This window comes from Pectobacterium zantedeschiae, from assembly GCF_004137795.1.
Classification (GTDB): Bacteria; Pseudomonadota; Gammaproteobacteria; order Enterobacterales; family Enterobacteriaceae; genus Pectobacterium; species Pectobacterium zantedeschiae.
In genome coordinates, this window is record NZ_NWTM01000005.1 from 57666 (window position 1) to 80932 (window position 23267).

The 23267-nt window shown below is 45.7% G+C and carries 24 protein-coding genes; 16 read left to right on the plus strand and 8 right to left on the minus strand.

Features of this window, described 5'->3' with window-relative positions:
* Positions 1-19 precede the first annotated feature (19 nt).
* The 11 genes from CLR69_RS20110 (at position 20) to coaD (ending at position 11444) form a co-directional block, all read left to right on the plus strand.
* Positions 20-1288, plus strand: a complete 1269-nt coding sequence (locus CLR69_RS20110; protein WP_242451665.1) for an O-antigen ligase family protein — start codon at positions 20-22, stop codon at positions 1286-1288.
* A gap of 214 nt (positions 1289-1502) precedes the next feature.
* A complete protein-coding gene (gene rfaQ, locus CLR69_RS20115) occupies positions 1503-2573 on the plus strand; it encodes a lipopolysaccharide core heptosyltransferase RfaQ (protein ID WP_129713128.1) in 1071 nt (356 codons plus the stop codon).
* Positions 2570-3694 (plus strand): glycosyltransferase family 4 protein, encoded by a 1125-nt coding sequence (locus tag CLR69_RS20120; RefSeq protein WP_129713127.1) that lies wholly within the window; start codon positions 2570-2572, stop codon positions 3692-3694. The genes rfaQ and CLR69_RS20120 overlap by 4 nt, the downstream gene beginning before the upstream one ends.
* Positions 3695-3767: 73 nt before the next feature.
* A complete protein-coding gene (gene waaO / locus CLR69_RS20125) occupies positions 3768-4787 on the plus strand; it encodes a lipopolysaccharide 3-alpha-galactosyltransferase (protein WP_129709110.1) in 1020 nt (339 codons plus the stop codon).
* A 39-nt stretch (positions 4788-4826) separates the two neighbouring features.
* The gene (locus CLR69_RS20130; RefSeq protein WP_129709114.1) at positions 4827-5783 is read left to right on the plus strand and encodes an O-fucosyltransferase family protein; all 957 of its coding nucleotides are present in this window, start codon (positions 4827-4829) and stop codon (positions 5781-5783) included.
* Between the two features lie 117 nt (positions 5784-5900).
* A complete protein-coding gene (locus CLR69_RS20135) occupies positions 5901-6800 on the plus strand; it encodes a glycosyltransferase family 2 protein (RefSeq protein WP_129709117.1) in 900 nt (299 codons plus the stop codon).
* A 45-nt stretch (positions 6801-6845) separates the two neighbouring features.
* Positions 6846-7736 (plus strand): glycosyltransferase family protein, encoded by an 891-nt coding sequence (locus CLR69_RS20140; protein ID WP_129713126.1) that lies wholly within the window; start codon positions 6846-6848, stop codon positions 7734-7736.
* Between the two features lie 29 nt (positions 7737-7765).
* Positions 7766-8536, plus strand: a complete 771-nt coding sequence (locus CLR69_RS20145; RefSeq protein WP_129713125.1) for a glycosyltransferase family 2 protein — start codon at positions 7766-7768, stop codon at positions 8534-8536.
* A 36-nt stretch (positions 8537-8572) separates the two neighbouring features.
* The gene (locus CLR69_RS20150) at positions 8573-9466 is read left to right on the plus strand and encodes a glycosyltransferase family A protein (RefSeq protein ID WP_129713124.1); all 894 of its coding nucleotides are present in this window, start codon (positions 8573-8575) and stop codon (positions 9464-9466) included.
* Between the two features lie 187 nt (positions 9467-9653).
* Positions 9654-10931 (plus strand): lipid IV(A) 3-deoxy-D-manno-octulosonic acid transferase, encoded by a 1278-nt coding sequence (waaA, locus tag CLR69_RS20155; protein WP_129713123.1) that lies wholly within the window; start codon positions 9654-9656, stop codon positions 10929-10931.
* A 36-nt stretch (positions 10932-10967) separates the two neighbouring features.
* Positions 10968-11444 carry a pantetheine-phosphate adenylyltransferase gene (coaD, locus tag CLR69_RS20160; RefSeq protein ID WP_129709130.1) on the plus strand — a complete coding sequence of 159 codons (477 nt, stop codon included), beginning with the start codon at positions 10968-10970 and terminating at the stop codon, positions 11442-11444.
* A 21-nt stretch (positions 11445-11465) separates the two neighbouring features.
* Here the strand turns inward: coaD and CLR69_RS20165 are convergent, their stop codons facing one another.
* The 6 genes from CLR69_RS20165 to radC all read right to left on the minus strand — a co-directional run bounded on the left by CLR69_RS20165 (position 11466) and on the right by radC (position 15466).
* Positions 11466-11891, minus strand: coding sequence for a hypothetical protein (locus CLR69_RS20165; protein WP_129713122.1), 426 nt, complete (start codon positions 11889-11891; stop codon positions 11466-11468).
* Between the two features lie 193 nt (positions 11892-12084).
* Complete coding sequence (locus CLR69_RS20170; RefSeq protein ID WP_129713121.1) at positions 12085-13077, minus strand: glycosyltransferase family 9 protein; 993 nt, start codon at positions 13075-13077, stop codon at positions 12085-12087.
* A 42-nt stretch (positions 13078-13119) separates the two neighbouring features.
* Complete coding sequence (gene mutM / locus CLR69_RS20175) at positions 13120-13929, minus strand: bifunctional DNA-formamidopyrimidine glycosylase/DNA-(apurinic or apyrimidinic site) lyase (protein ID WP_129709139.1); 810 nt, start codon at positions 13927-13929, stop codon at positions 13120-13122.
* 218 nt (positions 13930-14147) lie between these two features.
* Complete coding sequence (gene rpmG / locus CLR69_RS20180) at positions 14148-14315, minus strand: 50S ribosomal protein L33 (RefSeq protein WP_002208990.1); 168 nt, start codon at positions 14313-14315, stop codon at positions 14148-14150.
* 11 nt (positions 14316-14326) lie between these two features.
* Positions 14327-14563, minus strand: coding sequence for a 50S ribosomal protein L28 (rpmB, locus tag CLR69_RS20185; protein WP_005967968.1), 237 nt, complete (start codon positions 14561-14563; stop codon positions 14327-14329).
* A gap of 237 nt (positions 14564-14800) precedes the next feature.
* Positions 14801-15466, minus strand: a complete 666-nt coding sequence (gene radC / locus CLR69_RS20190) for a RadC family protein (RefSeq protein ID WP_129709142.1) — start codon at positions 15464-15466, stop codon at positions 14801-14803.
* Between the two features lie 183 nt (positions 15467-15649).
* Here radC and coaBC point away from each other — a divergent pair, with 183 nt between their 5' ends.
* The 3 genes from coaBC (at position 15650) to slmA (ending at position 18056) form a co-directional block, all read left to right on the plus strand.
* On the plus strand, positions 15650-16897 hold the full coding sequence (coaBC, locus tag CLR69_RS20195) for a bifunctional phosphopantothenoylcysteine decarboxylase/phosphopantothenate--cysteine ligase CoaBC (RefSeq protein WP_422762875.1): 1248 nt from the start codon (positions 15650-15652) through the stop codon (positions 16895-16897).
* The gene (gene dut, locus CLR69_RS20200) at positions 16875-17333 is read left to right on the plus strand and encodes a dUTP diphosphatase (protein WP_010285710.1); all 459 of its coding nucleotides are present in this window, start codon (positions 16875-16877) and stop codon (positions 17331-17333) included. The genes coaBC and dut overlap by 23 nt, the downstream gene beginning before the upstream one ends.
* Before the next feature lie 126 nt (positions 17334-17459).
* Positions 17460-18056, plus strand: coding sequence for a nucleoid occlusion factor SlmA (gene slmA / locus CLR69_RS20205; protein WP_005967978.1), 597 nt, complete (start codon positions 17460-17462; stop codon positions 18054-18056).
* A 179-nt stretch (positions 18057-18235) separates the two neighbouring features.
* On the opposite strand, the gene pyrE is transcribed toward slmA, so the two are convergent.
* Entirely contained in the window at positions 18236-18877 is a 642-nt protein-coding gene (pyrE, locus tag CLR69_RS20210; protein WP_129713119.1) for an orotate phosphoribosyltransferase, read from the minus strand.
* A 348-nt stretch (positions 18878-19225) separates the two neighbouring features.
* Positions 19226-19942 (minus strand): ribonuclease PH, encoded by a 717-nt coding sequence (gene rph / locus CLR69_RS20215; RefSeq protein ID WP_129709151.1) that lies wholly within the window; start codon positions 19940-19942, stop codon positions 19226-19228.
* A gap of 443 nt (positions 19943-20385) precedes the next feature.
* Between rph and ycjG the strand changes: the two genes are divergently transcribed.
* Both ycjG and CLR69_RS20225 read left to right on the plus strand, forming a co-directional pair.
* Positions 20386-21351 (plus strand): L-Ala-D/L-Glu epimerase, encoded by a 966-nt coding sequence (gene ycjG / locus CLR69_RS20220; RefSeq protein ID WP_197730602.1) that lies wholly within the window; start codon positions 20386-20388, stop codon positions 21349-21351.
* Positions 21352-21395: 44 nt separating this feature from the next.
* Complete coding sequence (locus tag CLR69_RS20225) at positions 21396-23267, plus strand: ABC transporter ATP-binding protein (RefSeq protein WP_129709157.1); 1872 nt, start codon at positions 21396-21398, stop codon at positions 23265-23267.

Below are 23267 nucleotides of genomic sequence, written 5' to 3' on the forward strand. Positions count from 1 at the left end.
CCCGACTGTGAACAAATACATGCTCAATGAATTAAGGTACGAACTGGGAAAAACGCCCAGCATCAGTTCAGCTATCGCACTTAACGCGATCTTCCCTGGCTGTTTACTCACATTAGCCATTATGCCGTTTAGTAGCATCTTTGCCGGATGGATTTTTTATCTCACGAGTTTGCTATCTGTTTTCTATGTGGTCACACATTTAAGAGCAATAATAGCCGCGAAGCGGTTGTTGTTGATTCCGCTTTGCCTGCTGGCTATCGGCTTAACCAATCTCATTTGGTATCACCACTATCACCAACCCGATAGCCTTTTCCCTTATGTGTATAACGCCTACAGAACATCCGCGCATGCCGGGATTCTGGGTGCATTCATCTTGCTGACGGCCCTACACATCACGCCCAAAAAGCAAAAGCAGTCGCTCTTCTACATCATCGCAATCTGTATGTTCACACTGGGTTATGCATTTTATCAGTCGTTGTTCAGTGGAATGCATCGTATTGGGCTGGTATTTGGCACCGCAACCAGCGCAGCCTATTTTCTCACCTTCATTGGCGCGTTAAGCGCACAGGCGCTGCTTAAGCTCGATTCGGCTTATAAGTATTACCTTTATCTGGGGCATTTTCTGTTAGTCACTATCGCTATTTTTCTGACAGAAACGCGGGCTGCCATATTCGTCTACCCTATTGTTGGTGCGACCATTTTATTGTCCGAAGTCAGGCACAATAAGCGTTTATTCATAAAAGCATTCATCGGCTCATCGGCAACTATTCTCCTGTGTTTATTCCTTTTCCAAGAAACAATTCATCAGCGCGTCAACGATTTGATCAACGACATACACAGCTACAGCATGAATAACAGCAGAACATCGGTTGGTGCACGAATCGCAATGTACCAATCCGGCGTTGAAGCAGGAGAAGAATCGTGGCTCGGACAATCGGCCGAACAGCGTGCAGAGCGAATTATTGCACAAGCTGAACAAAACCCGAGCTTAGCTGGCGCGGTTGAGTATTTGAATGTCCATCTACACAACGAAGTGATTGATATGTTTTCCCTTAAGGGACTGCCAGGAGCAATATTGCTAATATTGTTCTACGTATCAATATTCTATTTTTCATTTTTTGTTCTGCGCAGCCACCTCTCTGCCGCGCTGCTTTTTGCCCTGCTGATGTATGGACTTAGCGATGTCATTCTCTATTCACGAGACATGCTTATTGCATGGCTGATGGCGTTTTGCCTCGGTACAACGCTGACCGGGAAATGGCTAAAGAATGAGTCCTGTTATAATTAGCGTGTGGCAATAGTATTTACCCCTGTGAGAGGGATGTGGGTTCTAGTACCATACGGGGTTTAGCACAATGTGTGTTGTAGCAACATCGCGAGATAAATTTGCGCACCGCAAATCGCCGTGAAATTTTGGATTATTTCAGTTAACTGGTAGCTGTCGAGCCAGAGCGGTAGCGTGCCTGTAAATAATAACCTTTTGATTGTATGAAGGAAAACGAGTGAGTCAACGCATTATCTCTTATCACCGAATTCTTGTGGTGAAACTTAGGTATCATGGCGATATGCTGCTGACTACTCCGCTCATCAGCACGCTAAAAGCAAATTATCCTGACGCTAAAATCGACGTATTACTGTATCAGGATACGATGCCGATTCTCTCTGCAAACCCAGAAATACATCAGCTTTATGGGCTCAAAAGAAAAACAGCAACGTTATCGGAAAAGATCAAAGATTTTGCGGCAATACAGAAAGTACTTAAGAGAAACAATTACGATTTGATCGTCAATCTGGCTGACCAGTGGCCCATTGCCCTGTTGGTAAAATCATTAGGATGTCACAGTATTGCTCTCGATCGGGGCAATAACCTGAAAGGAAAGATTTGGCGTTCATTTTTCAGCACCTGCGTTCCACCAATGGGGGCGCATATTGTTGAGCAAAATCTTTATCTCCTCACCCCGCTCAAGCTGCCAGCGTCAAATACATGTTCTACATTATCACTGTATTATCGTGAGGAAGACGTCCAAAGTATCGTTAACCAACACCCTACACTTTTAACGCAACGCTATGTCGTTATTCAACCCACGACTCGCCAATATTACAAATACTGGGACAATGACAAATTCGCTCAGGTCATTGACCATCTTAAAGAAAAAAATCTGGAAGTCATACTCACCTGCGGCCCATCAGAAGATGATTTAACTGTCGTACGCGATATCTATTCGCAGTGCATCCACAAACCTGAGATGTCATTTGCGGGCAAAACGAGTTTTCTGGAACTGGCAGCATTAATTGACAATGCCGTGTTATATATCGGTGTGGATTCTGCCCCAATGCATATGGCTGCTGCATTGAATACGCCACTGGTGTGCTTATTTGGCCCAACAGACTACAAATTATGGCGCCCGTGGTGTGAGCGCTATAAGCAGATTTGGGCAGGTGAATATCAACAGATGCCAGCAAAACAGAGTTACGATCAGACGGTCAAATATTTATCCTGTATTCCTGCACAAGCGGTAATACAGGCATCAGAACACATGCTTCAAGAGACGCAGGAAGAGAATACCAAATGAAAATCGCATTCTGCGTCTATAAATACTTTCCTTTCGGTGGGCTACAACGTGATTTTCTGAGCATCGCACAAACCTGCCAAAAACTAGGCCACAACATTCGCGTTTACACCAGCGAGTGGCAAGGCGACAAACCGGAAGGATTCGACATCGTTCTCGTGCCCATATCAGGGCTTGGCAACCACACTCGACATCGCCGTTTTTCCGACTGGGTACAACGCCATTTGCAACAATATCCTGTCGATCGCGTTGTCGGGTTTAGCAAAATGCCAGGGCTGGACTTCTACTATGCCGCAGAAGGATGTACGGCAGAAAAGGCGGTTCAGGAAAAAAGCTTCTTTTATCGACTAACGCCCCGCTACCGTGGCTATGCAGCACTGGAACGGGATGTGTTCGACAAAAACAGCCACACGCGCATGCTGATGCTGACACCACGGCAAATCGCTCATTTTCAGAAGCATTACGGCACACAAGATGAACGTTTTTTTATGCTGCCACCGGGTATTTCGCAGGATAGAAAATACAGCACACGCTCCCCAGATACGCGCACTCAATTTCGCCAGCACCATAAGCTAGATGAAAACGGATTCGTTCTGTTACAGGTAGGTTCCGACTTCAAACGTAAAGGGGTTGGCCGCAGTCTGACCGCTATCGCCAGCTTGCCACAGGAATTGCGTCAACGTGTAACACTGCTCGTTGTCGGCCAGGACGATCCAAAACCGTTTCAGCAGCAGGCTGAACAACTCGGTATTGGTAAACAAATACGTTTCTTCTCTGGCCGAGATGATATTCCTGATTTTATGGCAGCAGCAGACTTATTGCTGCATCCAGCCCATCAGGAAGCTGCGGGCATCGTCTTGCTTGAGGCTATCGCAGCAGGGCTACCGATACTCGTTACCGATGCATGTGGTTATGCTTTTTATATTGAGCGCTCGCGGGCCGGACAAGTCATATCAGAACCATTTAGCCAGACAGCACTGAATCACGCGTTATCACACGTGCTCAGTCAGCCAGAGACGCTTAAACAGTGGGCAGAAAATGCCCGCCATTTTGCCGATACAGAAGATATTTATAGCCTGCCAGAAAAGGCGGCACAGTTAATTACCGGCGCAAAAAACCATTAAATCCACGCAACATATTGCCGACAAAATTGATGCGTTGACCTCACTTATTTTAAGAGTAAAAATCGAGTTCATTATGTATTTTTCATCGCAAGGTGTTATAAAAAGAAAAGTTTCATTCACTCGCCCCTTAGCGGAAAATTCAGAATCCGATACGCTAAATATCGCTTACGGTATTGATAAAAACTTTATGTTTGGCTGTGCCATTTCAGCAGCATCAATTTTATTCAATAACCCTGACATCAAATTTTCATTTCATATATTCACCGACTCATTAAGTGATGATGAAGAGACAAAGTTTCAGAGTCTCAGTGTTCAATATAATGCAAATATTGATATTTATATTGTAAATTGTGATGAACTTAAATCGCTGCCTAGTACCAAAAACTGGTCTTATGCTACCTATTTTCGCTTTGTCATTGCCGATTTACTTTACCCAGAAGTTGAAACCCTTCTTTATATAGATGCTGACATTGTTTGCAAAGGTTCGTTACGTGACCTGCTAAGCATCGAATTCAAAAATAGCATCGCGGCAGTAGTCGCAGAAGAAGATAAGGTTTGGTGGGAAAAACGAGCAAAAGCACTTGATGAACCAGGAATCAATGCCGGATATTTTAATGCTGGATTCTTATATATCAACCTCGCACAATGGCAAAAAAATGACATTAGTTCACAGGCAATGTCTCTTCTTGCCAATGAGGAAGTAAAGTTAAAAATATCTTATCTTGACCAAGATATTTTAAATATATTACTCATAGATAAAACAATATGGCTTGATAAAAAATACAATACACAATATAGCATTAATTATGAGCTTAACGAACCTAAACCAGTCAATCCTATAAAGGATGAGACGGTTATGATTCATTATATCGGACCGACAAAACCTTGGCATAAATGGGCAGAAAATTACGCTTGCACGAAGTATTTCCTCGAGGCAAAAAGAGCATCACCGTGGAATAAGTCGCCATTACTGCAAGCAACGACTACAAGCAACATGAGATACTGTGCTAAACATCAGTTTCATAATAATTTTATTTTATCAGGTATCTTTAGCTATCTTAAATATTTTTATAGAAAATCACTATCAAAATAATCGCCACCGTATCAAATTATAAAATCAGGAATATAAATAATGAAGACATTGTTTCTAAAAAGAACTGGTGGTGGATTGAACAATCAAAAAATGATTTTCCTTGCCTTATTAATCGAAGCTATAGAAAAAAATGCGCCTATAGCGCTGCCTTACTTCATTAATTTTATCGCTAAAAAAAGAAATAAAAACCTGAAAGATAAATTTTATTTCTCTTATACGTATAAATTTTTCCACAGGGATATCGATTTATTTACCGTTTTCGATGAGAAATCAGCAAATGTATTTTTTTCGAAATATAAAATAAAAATAAATAACTATACCACTTCTCGGTACACAGGAGAGAAACACAACCCTGACAAGTTATTTTTCAAAGGCGAATCGATTGTCAATGAATTTTTGAATAATCATGACTATAAAAACAGAAACATCGTTATCGACTTTTTTAAGTATTTCATTCCATCTGCGTATATGGAAAAAAAGATAGACTATTTTACTGCTCACGCCCTCCCATATGATGCAGTTTGCCAATTGCGAATAGAGAGTGATTGGCCGTTAGACATTGAAGACTCATGGGAGAAAAAACCAAATAGCGTTAACTCGACACCACTGGAACGCTGTAATCATATATTTAAAAAAATAAAAAAAACCTTACCCTCTCTAAAAACAATTTATATTACCTATGACAAAAGTGCTTTAACTTGCTCATTCAAAGATATCGAAAACTTAGCAAGAGATGAGTTTGGATTTACATTAAAAGAGAAAAACTCGGCAGTTAATAATGAATTAACTCCTAAAAATGCATTAGAAGCATCGATTATTGATTTCGAAATTGCAGCACGCAGCAATATATTTATCGGTACAGACATGTCGACATTTACGTCAATCTCCGCAATTACTAAATTTTGTAGGGATGGGTATTTACCTAAAGATAGGTATTTATATAACCTTCCTGGGGAAGGATTATTTCTTGATAAAAAACTCGACCTTAACAATTAAAAACCTTTATTTTTCAGATCGCTCATGTTAGTACATCATATCAATATTTATTAATAATATTTATTTTGATTGAAAGCACATATCCCTTACTTAATCATTAATATTAAAAGAGTTAACATGTTGATAAATGCGATTGTTGTTTTATATAATTCAGCAATTATGGATTCGCAAACCATAAAAGCAATTTTTAATTCGAACCACAAAGATATTGACCTCCACATTACTATATGGAACAACGGCCCAAGCCTTTTAAAAAGTGATGATGTAGATAATTATATATCTGAATGTAGGTTAGAAAAAATATCAACAACAGTTTATCAAGACATAAGAAACGTGTCTCTCAGCAAGATATATAATTTAATTTCAAAAAGAGATTTTTTTGATTTTTTGACTATCTTGGATCAAGACACAAAGATATCTCCAGAGTTTTTCTCTAATATCGTAGAAAATACGGAGTACGAGTTAATTTGCCCAGAAATATATCTGGAGAACAACAACAACCAACTCGATTCCCCCGTCTACAGCGACTCTCTAAAGACAATCCCCTCAGGTGAATTTAATGCTAATAATATGTTAACCTGTGGTTCAGGAATTACTATTTCACGCTCATTATATGAAAAAGTCATTAAAAAGCATGGATTTATATTCGATGAATCATATGCGTTTTATTTAGCTGATCACAGTTTTTTATTTAATCTAAACAATTTCAGTTTTATAAAAGGAAAGTGCATAGGAAGAATAACTCATAACCTTTCCGGTTACGGTACCAATTATAGAAAGATGAAAGAAACGGCCAAATTAGAGCATGGACTCGCATTAATTTTAAGAAGAATACATAAACAGAAAAAAACCAATACGGTAAAAAATATTTTCCATGCTATAAAGTTTTCTATAAAATCGCGCTGTACTTACAAAAGCATGTTGAAAATAGTTACCTGTGCATTGACTAGACACCATCCAAGATCTAAATATAATATCGATAAAGAAAAAGAACCTACGGTTACATTTAAAATATAAGAGACTAATTATAAATCTAATATATTGGATGTTGTGAAAATGAACATGACTGCTGTTGTTATTTTATACAATACATATCTTCTTGAATCAGAGACATTACAAAGTATTTTAATCAACAAACTTCACAACATTAATCTCACGTTAAAAATATGGAATAACGGCCCAAATTATTTAGAAGAAGAAGATATAAATAAATTTTTCTCTTTTTGTTCGAAATCGGGTATAAATGTTGATATTTTCCAAGATAAAAGAAATGTATCACTCTCTAAGATATATAATCTTTTTATTAATGAAAAAAACTATGATTACATTACAATATTAGATCAAGATTCAACGCTTCCCGAAGATTTTTTTGCAAAAATATTTCATGGAAAAAAAACAGACATTATAATACCGCTGATCTTTTCAAACATAAATGAAATAGTAGCTCAAACGCATCCATACAGATTATATGATGGCGAAAAAATAGTCACCGAATGTTCTATAAATCAAAAAATAGAAACCGTTATGTCTGGTATTACGTTATCCAGTAATTTTACAGAGACGATTATAAAAAATTGGAATTCTGTTTTCGAGGAAAGATTGGGATTCTATGGAATAGATAGTGATTTTTTTAAAAGATTAAACGAAATGGAATCATTATCAAACATATCTGTTTGCTGCAAAAATAAAATACACCACTCTTTCGCACTCTTAGACCCTAATCAATCAATGAGTGAATTCAGGAAAATGGAATTATTCTATTTTAAAATTTTTTCCCGGATAGCCTATCAAAAAAAAGGCCCCATCAGTACCCTCTGGGTCACTCTACGTGATTTCATAAGAATGAAGAATAATTTTGTTACAACGTACAATTTAGTTATGTTTGTGCTTAGAAAACGTCATCCCAGATCTATCTTTGATATAAGAAACCACCGTCCTACTCATAGACTATAACTATAAAATATCTCCATAAGGAATAAAAATTGAGAAAGCGCTTATCTATTGGAATAATCACAAAAAACGAATCCGAACTAATAGAAGAGTGTCTGCAATCTGTTAATTGGGCAGATGAAATCATTGTTGTCGATTCTGGAAGTACAGATAATACGGTAGAAATAGCGCACCGATACGGCGCAAAAGTGTATCAACACGATGACTGGCAAGGGTATGGCAAACAAAGGCAACGAGCACAGAGCTATGCCAGTGGAGACTATATCTTCTTTATTGATGCCGATGAAAGAGTTACCCCTGAACTACGCCAATCAATTGAAGACGTGTTATCCAAATCCAATCTGGATGATAAAATAGTCTACTCTTGCGCACGAAAAAATCTCTTTCTTGGCCGCTTTATGAAACATAGCGGCTGGTACCCCGATAAAGTGCTACGACTCTACGCGAATCATCGCTATCAGTATAATGATAACAGCGTACATGAGTCATTGGATTATGGTGATGCCCCTGTTCAATATTTATCTGGTGATCTTAAACATTTAACCTGTCGTGACTTCTCCGTATTCCAACAAAAACAGTTACGTTATGCTTCTGCATGGGCAAAAGAACGTTATATAAAAGGTAAGTCTTGCAGCTATATTTCAATATTTATTCACACCATATTCTCATTTTTAAAGACATGGCTATTCAGAGCAGGATTTTTAGATGGGAAGCAAGGATTATTACTCGCATTTGTCAATGCTCAGTATACCTTTAACAAATACACCGAGTTATGGTCACTAAATAATAATGAAAATCATTAGCTCAAACTTATTTAAATAATAAATTAGGTAAATAAAATGGACGTTAGCTACTCGGCTACTCAGCGCCACCCACTTGATAAACAACACATAAAACTGAGTTACATCACTCACTTTTATTGTAATCAAAATGATCCACAATCTGTTTTCTCTTTATTAATGGAGTATGAAAAACTTCCTTTAGATATCCGAGAAGCTGTTGAGTTTGTTATTGTCGATGATGGTTCACCGATTGAATACGATACAGGAAAATATCAGCTTAATATCACTTGGTTACGTATAAAAGAAGATATCCGCTGGAATCAAGCAGGTGCACGTAATCTTGGCGTGATCTACGCAAAATCAGACAAAATAATCATCCTCGACCTCGACCAAGAATTGCCGGAAAATACATTCCGTTACCTTATAAATCATAAAAACCCCGGTAGAAATTTCTACAAGATTTATCACGAATGCCGAGAAAATGGTTTTATCGATCGCGGCAAGACGTATAATATCGGTGATTATTACCATGGACATTCAAATACTTTCTTTATGTCTCGTGCCAGATTTATGCGGTTTTGGGGATATGACGAGGAATTCGCTGGTAATTACGGTTCCGAAGATTTTCGTTTCGTAAAATTTCACAAGTACCATGGCTCAAAGCAGCGTTATTTGCCAAAAAACATCCGTTGTTTTGAAAGAAATGTAGATAGAAAAAAAAGCTATCATTCATTGAATCGAGATTTAACTGCGAATACACCTGTCGATCTGCGTAAAAAACAGGAATGCTCACTATTCGGAGCAGAGTACGGACATAGCCGTATATTTCTTAATTATACTTGGGAAATTAAATACCAGAACAACCTCATTCCACAAACACTTCCTCCAGAAAAAAAATGGTGGCGACCTTTATGGTGGTTCCGCTATCTTTTTAGCTCACTTTCAAAATAAAGCACACTTTCGCTAATGAGTTTCATTCTCATATGATAATGATTGTAATATCATCGTTGTGTAATGGAACTCATTTTTGAGCTTTTTGATGATCTCGCTGCCGTTAGCGTAGCGATATCTTGAACATAGTCATTTCAATCCAAAACCGATAAAATCCCCCCAGCGATAACCGATAATAGTAGATCTTATGTTACAAACTCTCTACACCATCATCCTGTACCTCATCCAGCCGCTGATTTGGGTTCGTCTGTGGCTTCGTGGCCGCAAGGCACCTGCCTATCGTCGGCGCTGGGGTGAACGCTACGGTTTTTGTGCAGAGAAGGTCAAACCAGACGGTATCATGCTGCATTCGGTCTCAGTGGGTGAAACGCTGGCCGCCATCCCTCTGGTTAGAGCATTGCGCCATCGTTATCCTAATCTGCCGATCACAGTAACAACCATGACGCCGACCGGTTCCGAGCGCGTACGATCGGCTTTTGGTGACACCGTCTATCACGTTTATCTACCTTATGATTTACCCTGTGCCCTGAAACGCTTTTTTGATCAGGTTCGTCCAAAAATCGTCATCATTATGGAAACGGAACTCTGGCCAAACCTGATCGCGGAGCTGCATAAACGTGAAATTCCGCTGGTCATTGCGAATGCTCGGCTGTCAGAACGCTCCGCGGCTGGTTACAAGAAGATCGGCAAGCTCATGCGCCATATCTTGCAGCGCATTACCCTCGTCGCGGCACAAAATCAGGAAGATGGTAATCGATTTATCGATCTTGGCCTAAAGCGCTCAAGCCTGAAAGTAACCGGTAGCCTCAAATTTGATATCTCCGTAACGCCAGAGTTGGCAGCGCGAGCCATTACATTACGTCGGCAATGGGCGCCACATCGCCCAGTGTGGATAGCCACCAGTACGCATGAAGGCGAAGAAGCGATCGTTCTGGCCGCTCACCGACAACTCCTTGCCACCTATCCCGATTTATTACTGATTCTTGTTCCTCGCCACCCGGAACGTTTCTCCACCACACAGGCGTTAGCAGAAAATCAGAGATTCACCTACACACTGCGCAGCAGCGGTGAACAGCCTTCTGCAAACACTCAGGTGGTTATTGGGGATACCATGGGCGAGCTGATGCTGTTGTACGGCATCGCTGACCTGGCTTTTGTTGGTGGAAGCTTGGTTGAACGAGGCGGGCATAATCCGTTAGAAGCAGCAGCCCATGCGATTCCGGTATTGATGGGACCACATACTTTCAATTTCAAAGACATCTGCAACAAACTCGATCAGGCTGATGGACTGATTACCGTGACCGATGCTGACTCACTTGGAAGAGAAGTGGGAAAACTCCTCGCTGACGAAGACTACCGCCTCTACTATGGTCGACACGCCGTAGAAGTATTACACCAAAACCAGGGTGCACTGCAGATGCTGCTAACGCTACTGGAACCTTATTTACCCCAGCGAACACAGTGAAGCAGCTATTGAAGTTGTGAATAAAGGGCTGATGTGATGACAACCAAAGCGATTTACCCTGGAACGTTCGATCCATTAACTAATGGTCATTTAGATCTGCTGACACGAGCATCACGTATGTTCGATCATGTGGTACTCGCCATCGCTGCCAGCCCGAGCAAAAAAACGCTCTTCACATTGGATGAACGTGTCGCGCTGGCAAACGATGCCACGCAACATCTATCAAACGTTGAAGTCGTCGGCTTCAGCGATCTTATGGCGCACTTCGCACAGCAGCAAAAAGCCAATATTCTTGTGCGCGGTTTGCGAGCCGTTGCCGATTTCGAATATGAACTCCAGCTCGCAAAAATGAATCACCACCTGATGCCAACACTCGAAAGCGTCTTCTTGATGCCATCAGAAGAATGGTCGTTTATTTCATCCTCTCTGGTCAAGGAAGTCGCACGTCACGGCGGTGATGTGTCACATTTCCTACCCACCTCAACACTTAAGGCATTAATAGATAAAATATAGTTGATATTTACTATGTGGATTTTATTTTTTCCTATATCCGGTTCGTTTTTTTAGGCTATTCTTCCATTTGTAAAATGACCTATAGAAAAGGCCTTCTTTCATTACTTCTGCTGCAGGAAAAACACTAATTTTTTCAAACCACGCTTTCAGTAAGTTAATATCCCCACTATTTTTCTTCAGAGTATCTAATTCACAATAAAGCGGTTCCCAGGCATTTTTATTAGCATAATAATGAATAAAATAATCGGTAGATGGGGATAAATGGTCTATATTTTCTAATACAACAGAGATCGCGACCTGCTCCAACGTATGCTGTTTAACACCATACTCATGCAGGTTATCCATAATAATCGAAGCATCCTGCATCTTATTTCCCAGGCCTTTAGGTAATCCCACGACACCTGAGTTCCACTGACTCGATTCCTTATGTACTGCGTAACCTAACATATCTATATTTCTCACAGCATGCCAATAAACTCTAAATATAAAAATTGGCTTTGTAAATGGTACTCCTCTCGCCCAAAAGCTAATGTATAAAAAATCACACGTCACTCATAGCGATTGCCTGAAAAAAAATAAATCAATACAATACATTATGTAAACTCAATAAAGATACATTCCCCTACATTATTTAATCTCTTTAATGAGAGTTTTTAAAACTACAGCCCAATGTCAAAATAGCATTTTTAACATCATCAACATAGATCGAATCAACCCTATCCCCTCGATATAAAACTATATTTTTTACACCTATAGGATACCAGCGTAAATATTTCTCTGGCCTTGCTTCGAATAGACTAACAACAGGTATTTGCAACGCAGCCCCAAAATGAACCGGAGCACTATCAGCGGAAACGACTATATCAAGGTGACTCATCGCTGCAATAAGATCGGGTACTGTCTTAGGTCTTATATAACAGGAAGGTGAAAGCTCTAATGCATCGTTTTCAAATACATCATCTGGACTACAAAATATTTTTATATTAAAATCATCACCCAACTCTCCCGCTAGCTGAAACCAATTATTTCTTGGCCATTGTCGAGAAAAACATTTGTTAGATATAAAAAACCCAACATTGTATTTACTCTTATTTTTTATTATTCTCTCCCACTTCATCTTTAATTCGCTATTCGGGTATAAATATAAATTCATTTTTTTTATATCAGGCATACCCAATTCTGGTACCAACTGATACCCGGAAATAACTTCATGTATTATAGGCCGCTGCGTAATATGTCCGATATTTCGATCATCAAATTCTGTTTCTTTGGTGTGCCAACGCTTATCTTTAATATTCAGCCAACGGGAAAATTGAATAGAGTTTTTATTCATACCACCATTAGGAATGATCATGAGATCGAACTTCAAGCGCCTAAGGCGCATGATGAGTGAAAATTTATCTATTAGTGAAAAAAATAACCCACTACGTGGGTTCCTATGCCTATTTTTACTGTAGATATAGTGATACACATCAGTAACATCAGGATTTCCTGCCAAAACAGCAGAATTATACTGATTTGCCAATACATGTATCTCCGCTATTGGCCACTGTGTTCTTAACGAACGGATCAATGCTGTGGTGCAGACCATATCGCCAAGGAAATCAATTCTCATCACCAAGATACGCTGCATATCTATTTATCTTTCTATATGTTAAAGGTTAATGTTTTACCTTCACTTCTGACAACGACGACAGAAAAACGTGCTGCGCTGTCCATGTTTTGCTGTTTCTATCGGCGTTCCACATGTCCGGCAAGGTTCACCGTTACGCCCATAGACGCGTAACTCTTGCGCGAAATAGCCGGGTTTGCCGTCTGATTGCAAAAAGTCACGCAGCGTTGTGCCCCCCTGCTCAATCGAAAGCTGTAGCACCTGTTTAATCACGCTCACCAGTATGGCTGCATCGTTTTCATTTAACGATCCGGCCGCTCTGTCAGGGTGGATGCCAGCAGCAAACAGCGATTCGCTCGCGTAAATATTACCTACGCCAACCACCACTTTGTTATCCATAATCCACTGCTTGATCGCTGTTTTTTTACCACGTGACGCCTGATAGAGATAATCCGCGGAGAATTCCGCCTCTAACGGCTCCGGTCCCAGATGCGCCAATACCGAACTGGTTTCAGGATTTTCCGTCCACAGCCAGGCACCAAAGCGTCGGGGATCGGTGTAACGTAGCACCTTACCGCTGTCCATCACCAAATCGACATGATCGTGCTTTTCCGGCTCACTATATTCTGGCAGCACCCTCAGGCTACCAGACATGCCAAGATGTACAATAATCCAGCCACGCGTGAGTTCAATCAACAGATATTTGGCACGCCGACGCACGCTTAGCACCGGCTCATCGCTCAGTGAAAGAATTTCAGTTGATACTGGCCAGCGTAGACGCGAGTTCCTCACTTCAGCATAAAGGATAGTGTGACCAACAAGATACGGTGAAATCCCCCGACGACTGGTTTCAACCTCTGGTAATTCGGGCATGTACGTCCCCTGATAAAGATGGCTAAATTAGCATAAACAGCAGGATACCATCAGTGACAGCCCGCACAGCAAGGGGATGCGACGGAAAACAACGCTATCGCTGACGCATTTACCCACAGCGATTAAAGCAAATCAGTTACAACAAATCGACAGGTGCCTAACTGAAAATTGCCAAAAAAAACCCAGCCTTGGCTGGGTTTTTCATAAAAGAGCAAAAATTACTTAATTTTAGCTTCTTTGTACAGAACGTGCTGACGGACAACTGGATCGAATTTCTTCAGTTCCAATTTTTCCGGCTTAGTACGTTTGTTCTTCGTAGTGGTATAGAAGTGACCAGTACCAGCAGAAGAAACAAGCTTGATCTTCTCGCGAACACCCTTAGCCATGATTCAGTTCCTTAATACTTTTCACCACGGGCACGCAGATCGGCCAAAACCGTCTCAATACCCTTCTTATCAATAACACGCATACCTTTAGCAGATACACGCAGTGTTACAAAGCGCTTCTCGCCTTCAACCCAAAAACGGTGTGAATGCAGGTTCGGCAGAAAACGGCGTTTGGTCGCATTCAGTGCGTGGGAACGGTTGTTCCCGGCCACCGGACGCTTGCCAGTAACTTGGCAGACTCGGGACATGTCTATTCTCCAAAAATCAAATCAGCTCGAGCTTCGTATAGGGTTTGGCCGCCTCGTCAGGCTTTAGAGCCCATCTCAGCAACTTCACTGAAAAGACTCTGTCATCAGGATAAACCTGCTGAGATAGGCTCTTAACGCCACACCCAAGATTCTCAAAGGTGGCGTAGTATACGCTCTGAAGCGTAAGTGCTCAAGTCCCGAACAGCTAAAGATCCCATTGGATCGCGGAAATATCTGTCAAATCCAGCCGCGCTCGGCAAAAGAAACGAATTCGCCATGCCCAATGACTAAATGATCGAGCACGCGGATCTCCATTAACAGACACGCTTTGACAATCTGTTCGGTTATCGCACGGTCAGCCTGACTCGGCTCCGCTTTTCCCGACGGGTGATTATGCGCCAAAATCAGCGCGGCGGCATTAGCCTTTAGCGCTTCACGCACAATTTCACGCGGGTGTACTTCCACGCTGTTAATCGTACCAACAAACATCTCCTGATGGCGAATAACGTGGTGCTGGTTGTCTAAAAACAGGACTAAAAAGACCTCGCGCTCACGTCGGGACAGCAGTAGCTGCAAATATTGGCCTGTCGCCTGAGGATTCAACATTGCATCTTCTTTCGCCAGACGAGAGAAAAATAGCCGCCGCGATAGCTCTGCGATCGCTTTAATTTGCGTATATTTCGATATTCCCACCCCTTTAGCGCTATGAAATGCGGACTGATCGGCCGTCATCAGCTGATATAACGAGCCAAACTGCGTCAACAAGTCCTCTGCCAACTGCATTACATGCACACCAGGCAGCCCGGTACGTAAAAAAATCGCCAGCAATTCGACATCCGTCAGTGATTCGGCCCCTAAACGCACCAGTTTTTCACGCGGTGCCAATCCCTTTTCCCACCCCATCTCACTCTCCCTGTACCACTTGACGGCATCATGTCACGCCCGCAAAAACAGGACGATATCTGCGATAAAAGGCTGCGAAGCGCTTCGCAATCTTCTTAGGGAAACCGCAGCAACGACCTTAAGATTCCTATCTGTCCTCAAGGTTATGGTAAAATAGCGCCTCTTCTGACTTTCAATCGGACCATGATGATGACGGAATTTTCCAGCCTGAATGCACTCTCCGGCAAACGAATCGTGCTAGGTATCAGCGGCGGTATCGCGGCATATAAGTGCCCGGAACTGGTGCGGCGCCTGCGCGATAGCGGAGCCGACGTACGGGTTGTCATGACATCTGCCGCCAAAGCTTTCATCACCCCACTGACGCTACAAGCCGTCTCTGGTTATCCCGTCTCAGACGACCTGCTCGACCCAGCAGCAGAAGCCTCAATGGGTCACATCGAGTTAGGGAAATGGGCTGATTTAGTCATTCTTGCCCCAGCCACCGCCGACCTGATCGCTCGAGTCGCCGCTGGCATGGCGAACGACTTGCTGACCACCATTTGCCTCGCAACATCTGCCCCTATCGCCGTTGTCCCTGCGATGAATCAGCAGATGTATCGCGCAGAGCCCACGCAGGACAATCTGCGTACGCTGGTTGCTCGGGGTTTACCAATCTGGGGGCCGGATAGTGGCAGTCAGGCATGTGGCGATGTTGGGCAGGGCCGTATGATCGACCCGATGAACATTGTTGGGCTAGCGCAACGTCATTTTTCTGCCATCAACGATCTGCAACATCTGAACATTCTGGTCACCGCTGGGCCGACGAGAGAAGCGCTGGACCCAGTTCGCTTCATCACTAACCACAGCTCCGGGAAAATGGGTTTTGCTATCGCGCAGGCCGCTGCCGCTCGTGGCGCTAACGTCACACTGGTAAGCGGCCCCGTCTCGCTTGCTACACCACCAGGCGTCACGCGTATTGATGTCGGTAGCGCGCTGGAGATGGAGCACGCGGTGATGGAACACGCGGCACAGCAGCACATTGTGATCGGCTGTGCTGCAGTTGCAGACTATCGTGCCAAACACATCGCTGACGAAAAGATTAAAAAACAGAATCAGCAGGGTGATGAAATGACTCTCACTCTGGTCAAAAATCCAGATATTATCGCCGGTGTCGCAGCCATGACGAAAAATCGTCCTTATGTTGTCGGGTTTGCTGCCGAAACCCAGAATGTGGAAGAATACGCCCGGCAAAAACTGGCGCGTAAAAAACTGGATCTGATTTGCGCGAACAACGTCTCTCTTTCCGGGCATGGTTTTAACAGTGAAACCAATGCGTTACACCTTTTTTGGCAAGATGGAGACACGCCGTTGCCACAGTGCGACAAGCGTCTTCTCGGCCAAAAATTAATCGACGAGATTATCAGCCGTTATGATGAAAAAAATCGACGTTAAGATTGTTGACCCACGTGTTGGGCAGCAATTTCCGTTACCAACCTATGCCACACCGGGTTCTGCCGGGCTCGACCTGCGTGCCTGTCTGGATCAGGCAATTGAACTCAAAGCAGGGGAAACGACCCTGATCCCAACCGGGCTAGCGATTCACATTGCCGATACCGGACTGGCGGCAGTTATCCTTCCTCGCTCTGGATTGGGTCACAAGCATGGCGTGGTGCTGGGGAATCTGGTTGGGCTGATTGATTCAGACTACCAAGGGCAGTTGATGGTTTCCGTTTGGAACCGTGGACAACAAACGTTTACGGTTGAACCGGGCGAACGCATCGCACAGATGGTTTTTGTGCCCGTTGTTCAGGCTGAATTCAATCTGGTCGAGGATTTTGTCGGCAGCGAACGTGGAGAAGGCGGCTTCGGCCATTCCGGCCGTAGCTAACGCGCTCTAGCCACCCAGTAGTGTAAAAAATTCATATAAGCCACAGCGCTCTATCCAAAAGGAAATGGCGACTGTGGCGCTACCGGGTGCTTGTCAGTCAAATATTTAGCAAGGGTCTTTTCAGACATGGCAGAAAAAGAAAATACGAAAAGGAATCGCCGCGAGGAAATTTTGCAGGCGCTGGCGCAGATGCTGGAATCCAGCGACGGTAGCCAACGTATCACCACGGCAAAACTGGCTGCGAACGTCGGCGTGTCCGAAGCAGCGCTCTACCGGCATTTCCCCAGTAAAACGCGGATGTTTGATAGCCTGATTGAATTTATTGAGGATAGCCTGACCACCCGCATTAACCTGATTCTGCAAGACGAAAAAGAAACGTTTAATCGTCTTCGTCTGATTTTGCTGCTTATTTTAGGATTTGCGGAACGGAACCCAGGTTTGACTCGCATCATGACGGGTCACGCGCTGATGTTTGAACAGGATCGCTTACAGGGGCGTATTAACCAGCTGTTTGAGCGTATTGAGTCGCAGCTACGTCAGGTATTACGCGAGCATAAGCTACGCGACGGAAAAGGTTTCCAGCATGATGAAACGCTGCTAGCCAGCCAGCTGTTAGCGTTTTGCGAAGGGATGCTGTCGCGCTTTATTCGCTCAGAATTCCGCTATCGCCCGACGCAAGAATTTGACACCCGCTGGCCACTGTTAGCCGCGCAGCTGAACTAAACGCCATCCTTAATTTATACCCTAAATAATTCGAATTGCAGGAAGGCGGCAAGAGAGGGAATCCCGATGAGCTTACTCAGGTAAGTGATTCGGGTGACTGAACGCAGCCAACACACATGCAACTTGAAGTATAACGGGTATAAGAACCCGCCAGACATCTCTGGCGGGTACTCACAATATTAAATTCCGTACTGCTCACGATAGGCTTTCACCGCATCCAGATGCGCTGCCATCTCCGGTTTTTCTGCCAGATAGGCGATCAACTCCTTCAGCGTAATAATCGAAATCACCTTGCACTGATAGTCGCGCTCTACCTCCTGAATCGCAGACAGATCGGCACGGCCGCGTTCCTGACGATCCAGAGCAATCATCACACCCGCCAGCGTCGCGCCGTGCGCACCGATGATCGCCATCGATTCGCGAATCGCCGTCCCCGCCGTAATCACGTCATCCACCAGCATCACGCGGCCCTGCAACGGGCTACCGACCAAACTGCCGCCTTCGCCGTGGTCTTTGGCTTCTTTGCGGTTAAAGCAGTAAGGCAGGTCGCGATCGTGATGTTCTGCCAGCGCTACCGCTGCGGTAGTGGCGATCGGAATGCCTTTGTAAGCGGGCCCAAACAGCAGATCGAATTCCACACCGGAATCAACCAAGGCTGCCGCATAAAAGCGCCCCAGCAAGGCCAGATCGCGCCCGGTATTAAACAGCCCGGCGTTAAAGAAATAGGGACTGATACGCCCGGATTTCAGGGTAAATTCGCCGAACTTCAATACCTGCTTGCTGAGTGCAAACTCAATAAACTGGCGCTGGTAGGCTTTCATTACTGCATCTCCTCGTCTTACGGGTTAATTACGTTGTTGGTCATTTATATATACCCTAAATAATTCGAGTTTCAGGACAAAAACGGCAAGGCGTTTTTGAACAGCGCTTGCGCTGACCCCGAAGGGGTGAGGCCATAGGGCCGCATAACGCGGCGACGCAGTGAGTCCCCAGGAGCTTACACCAGTAAGTGACTGGGGTGAGCGACAAATCAGCGTCTAGCTGATTTGAACGCCGCTTGCGGCGGCCCTTTAGGGCGAGGCCATAAGTTGGCCGAGTAACAAAGCCAACGCACATGCAGCTTGAAGTATGACGGGTATAAAAAAGCGACCAATTGGTCGCTTTAAAAATCAATCAGCTAAGGCAGCTTTCTGCGCCTGAACGATGGTATCGATTCCCCCTCGGGCTAACGCCAGCAGGGTGAGCAATTCTTCGTGGCTGAACGGTTCGCCTTCGGCCGTTCCCTGCACTTCAACCATGCGACCATCTTCAGTCATGACCACATTCATGTCGGTTTCAGCAGCAGAATCTTCCACGTATTCCAAATCGCATAGCGCTTCGCCGTTAACTATGCCGACGGAAACTGCCGCAACCATGCCTTTCATCGGGTTCTTTTTCAGCTTACCGCTGGCAACCATCTGATTTAACGCATCTGTCAGCGCTACGCAGGCACCGGTGATGGACGCGGTACGCGTGCCGCCGTCTGCCTGCAAGACATCGCAGTCGAGCGTAATGGTGTATTCACCGAGCACTTTCAGGTCGATAGCTGCACGCAGAGAACGTGCGATCAGGCGCTGAATCTCCAGCGTGCGTCCGCCCTGCTTGCCTTTAGCCGCTTCACGCGCGTTACGACTGTGCGTCGCACGTGGCAGCATACCGTATTCGGCAGTGACCCACCCTTGCCCCTGGCCTTTCAGAAAGCGCGGAACACCCTCTTCTACCGTGGCATTGCATAACACTTTGGTGTCGCCAAACTCGACCAAAACGGAACCTTCGGCGTGTTTCGTGTAATGACGGGTGAATGTCAGGGGGCGTACTTGCTGTGCACTTCGGCCTGTTGGGCGCATGGCTCATCTCCGGTGGGTCAATGAAAACTGGCGCGCATTATACACTAAATAATTCGAGTTGCAGGAAGATGGCAACCGCACGAGTCCCCAGGAGCTTACAAAAGTAAGTGACTGGGGTGACAAATCTGTCGGGAGCAGATTTGAACGCTGTTTGCAGCGGCCCTTCAGGGCGAGGCCCACGACGGGCCGAGTATTTAAGGGAAGCCAACGCACATGCAGCTTGAAGTATGACGGGTATATACGGTCTTCGTGGCGCGCTGCCTAATCTTACCCTGCGCCAGTACCGATAAATTTGCAACTTCGTCGGTTAATTCTTCACCAGCCATACCTTATCCTTATGCTATAACCTCAGGTTATACCCTACTCATAAACAAGTATTCGTCAGTGATGATGCATCATGAAATAGTCCATTCATCCCTTGAGCGTGAATGAGAAAAATCATGATGCGGCATATGCAAATTGAAACTGTCAATCTGCCACTAGCCCGTCCTATGGCGGCTGAGAACGGTACGCGTCACGCGGTTACCGTTATTCGCGTTGCGTTGGAAGAAAAAGGATTTATTGGACAAGGCGAGTGTACGCCAGCCGCGCATTATGGCGAGTCCGCCGACAGCGTATGCCGCCAGCTCTCTACGATCCGTGAGGCGATAGAAAACGGCCTCACCATCGAACAACTCCAACAGAATTTATCGCCGGGGGCAGCCAGAAATGCGCTGGACTGCGCGCTGTGGCGACTCAACACCGCATTGGAAAAACAGACGCTGTGGCAACGCGTTGGCATTCATCCCCCCACGTCTGTGGTCTGTGCGCAAACGTTGGCGCTCGACAGCGTGGAGAAAATGGCCACTGCCGCGTCCAATGCCGTTTCCCACGGCGCACTGCTGCTAAAAATCAAACTGGATCGCGAACTGATTCTGGAGAAAGTCGCCGCTATTCGTGCCGCCGCGCCCGACGCCAGATTGATTATCGATGCAAGAGCAAGCTGGAGCGGGCTGGATTTACATAGCCTGTCCACCGCCCTGCTGCCTTATCAGGTCGCGATGATTGAGCAACCGCTTCCTGTCGGTAAGGACGAGGACTTGCAGCGTTTCGCCCACCCTATTCCTATCTGTGCAGATGAAAGCTGCCGCCACAGCGGAGATATCGTCGGTCTGCGTCGTCGCTACGACATGATCAATATCAAGCTGGACAAGTGCGGCGGATTGACCGAAGCACTGGCAATGGTACGTGAAGCTCAATTTCATGGCCTGCGCATTATGGTTGGCTGCACGCTGGGCTCATCGATGGCAATGGAAGCCGCGCTGCCGGTTGCCGCAGATGCCGAGCATGTCGATCTCGACGGACCGATCTGGCTGGCCGCCGACAGCTCGCCTTATCTGACCTATAACCTTGGCCGAATCTGGCTATGACGCACTCAACCGAAGCAACCCTAAAACCCTCAACCGGAGTGACCATGACGGATATCATGCACGCGGGTGCCGCCACAGCACCCGGTAACGCCCCTCGACCTGTATTGGAAATCGACGACCTGAGCGTTAGCTTTAGCGGCCGTTCCGGTACGCATCAAGCGCTAAAAGGCATTTCCTTTACCGTTAATAAAGGGGAAGTGGTCGCCGTGGTCGGCGAAAGTGGTTCGGGCAAGTCTGTGACGTCACTCGCCGTGATGGGGCTGCTGGCGGACTCTGCCAACATCGAACGCGGCGCACTCCGTTTCACCGCACGCGACGGCAAGCAGCATGACCTGTTGAGCATGAAAGCGGAAGCACGCCGTAAGCTGCGTGGCCGCGATCTCGCCATGATTTTCCAGGAACCGATGACGTCACTCAATCCGGTGCTGAAAGTCGGCGATCAGCTCACGGAAGCCCTGCTTGACCACAAAATCTGTGATGCCGCCAGCGCGGACAAAAAAGCCCGTGAGCTACTGCGCAAGGTGCGTATCGCTGACGTCGATCGCGTGATGAAAAGCTACCCGCACTCGCTGTCCGGCGGGATGCGTCAGCGTGTGATGATTGCACAAGCGCTGGCTTGCGATCCGCAGCTATTGATTGCCGATGAACCCACCACCGCGCTGGATGTCACCGTGCAGGCGCGTATTCTGCAAATCCTGCGTGACCTGCAACAGCAGAGCGATATGTCAGTCCTGTTTATTACCCACGATATGGGCGTGGTCGCGGAAATCGCTGACCGAGTGGTGGTGATGTATCGCGGCGAGATCGTAGAGCAAGGCACTGTTGAACAGATTTTCGCTGCACCGCAACATCCTTATACCCAGTCACTGCTGGCCGCGGTCCCGAAACTGGGCGACATGCGCGATAGCCTGTGGCCGAAGCGCTTCCCACTGTTGGGACAGGCAGCCGATCCAGAAGAGAGTGAGCAGGTCACCGCGCGTTATGACGCAGAACCGCTGTTGGATATTCGCGGGCTGAGCGTGTATTACCCCATGCGCAGCGGGATTTTATCCACCATCACCCACCACGTTCACGCGGTAGAACAGATCGATTTCAACGTCTGGCCGGGTGAAACGCTGGCTATCGTCGGCGAAAGTGGCTGCGGCAAGTCCACCACCGGACGCGCGCTGCTGCGTCTGGTACAGAGCGAAGCCGAGAGCATTCATTTTCAAGGCAATGAAATTTCCCAGATGAAAGAGCGTGATTTCCAACCGCTACGCCGGGAAATGCAGATGGTGTTTCAAGACCCCTACGCCTCGCTCAACCCGCGCCTGACGGTCGGCTTCACCATCGCCGAACCGCTGCTGCTGCACGGACTGGTGAAATCGCTGGAAGAGGCGACACCGCAGGTACAGGCGCTGCTAAAAAGCGTCGGCCTGCTGCCTGAACACGCGCGCCGCTATCCACACGAATTTTCCGGCGGGCAGCGTCAACGCATCGCGATTGCCCGAGCGATGGCACTACAGCCGCAGGTCATTATTGCTGACGAAGCCGTTTCGGCACTCGACGTGTCGATTCAAGCGCAGGTCGTCAACCTGATGATGGATCTTCAGAAGAAAACCGGCGTGTCGTGGATTTTCATCTCGCACGATATGGCCGTGGTCGAACGCATCGCCAACCGCGTTGCGGTGATGTACCTCGGCCAGATTGTGGAGATCGGTCCGCGCCAGTCGGTGTTTAACGACCCGCAACATCCGTACACCCGCCGCCTGTTGGCCTCGGTTCCGATTGCCGATCCAACCCGTCGCGGCGCACGCCAGTTTGACGACAGCGAAATTCCCTCCCCCTTGCGTAAAGCAGGTGAGGTCGTCGCCAAAACGCGCTACCGCGAGGTTGCGCCGCAGCACTGGGTCGCCGACAACGAATCGGCAGCCTGA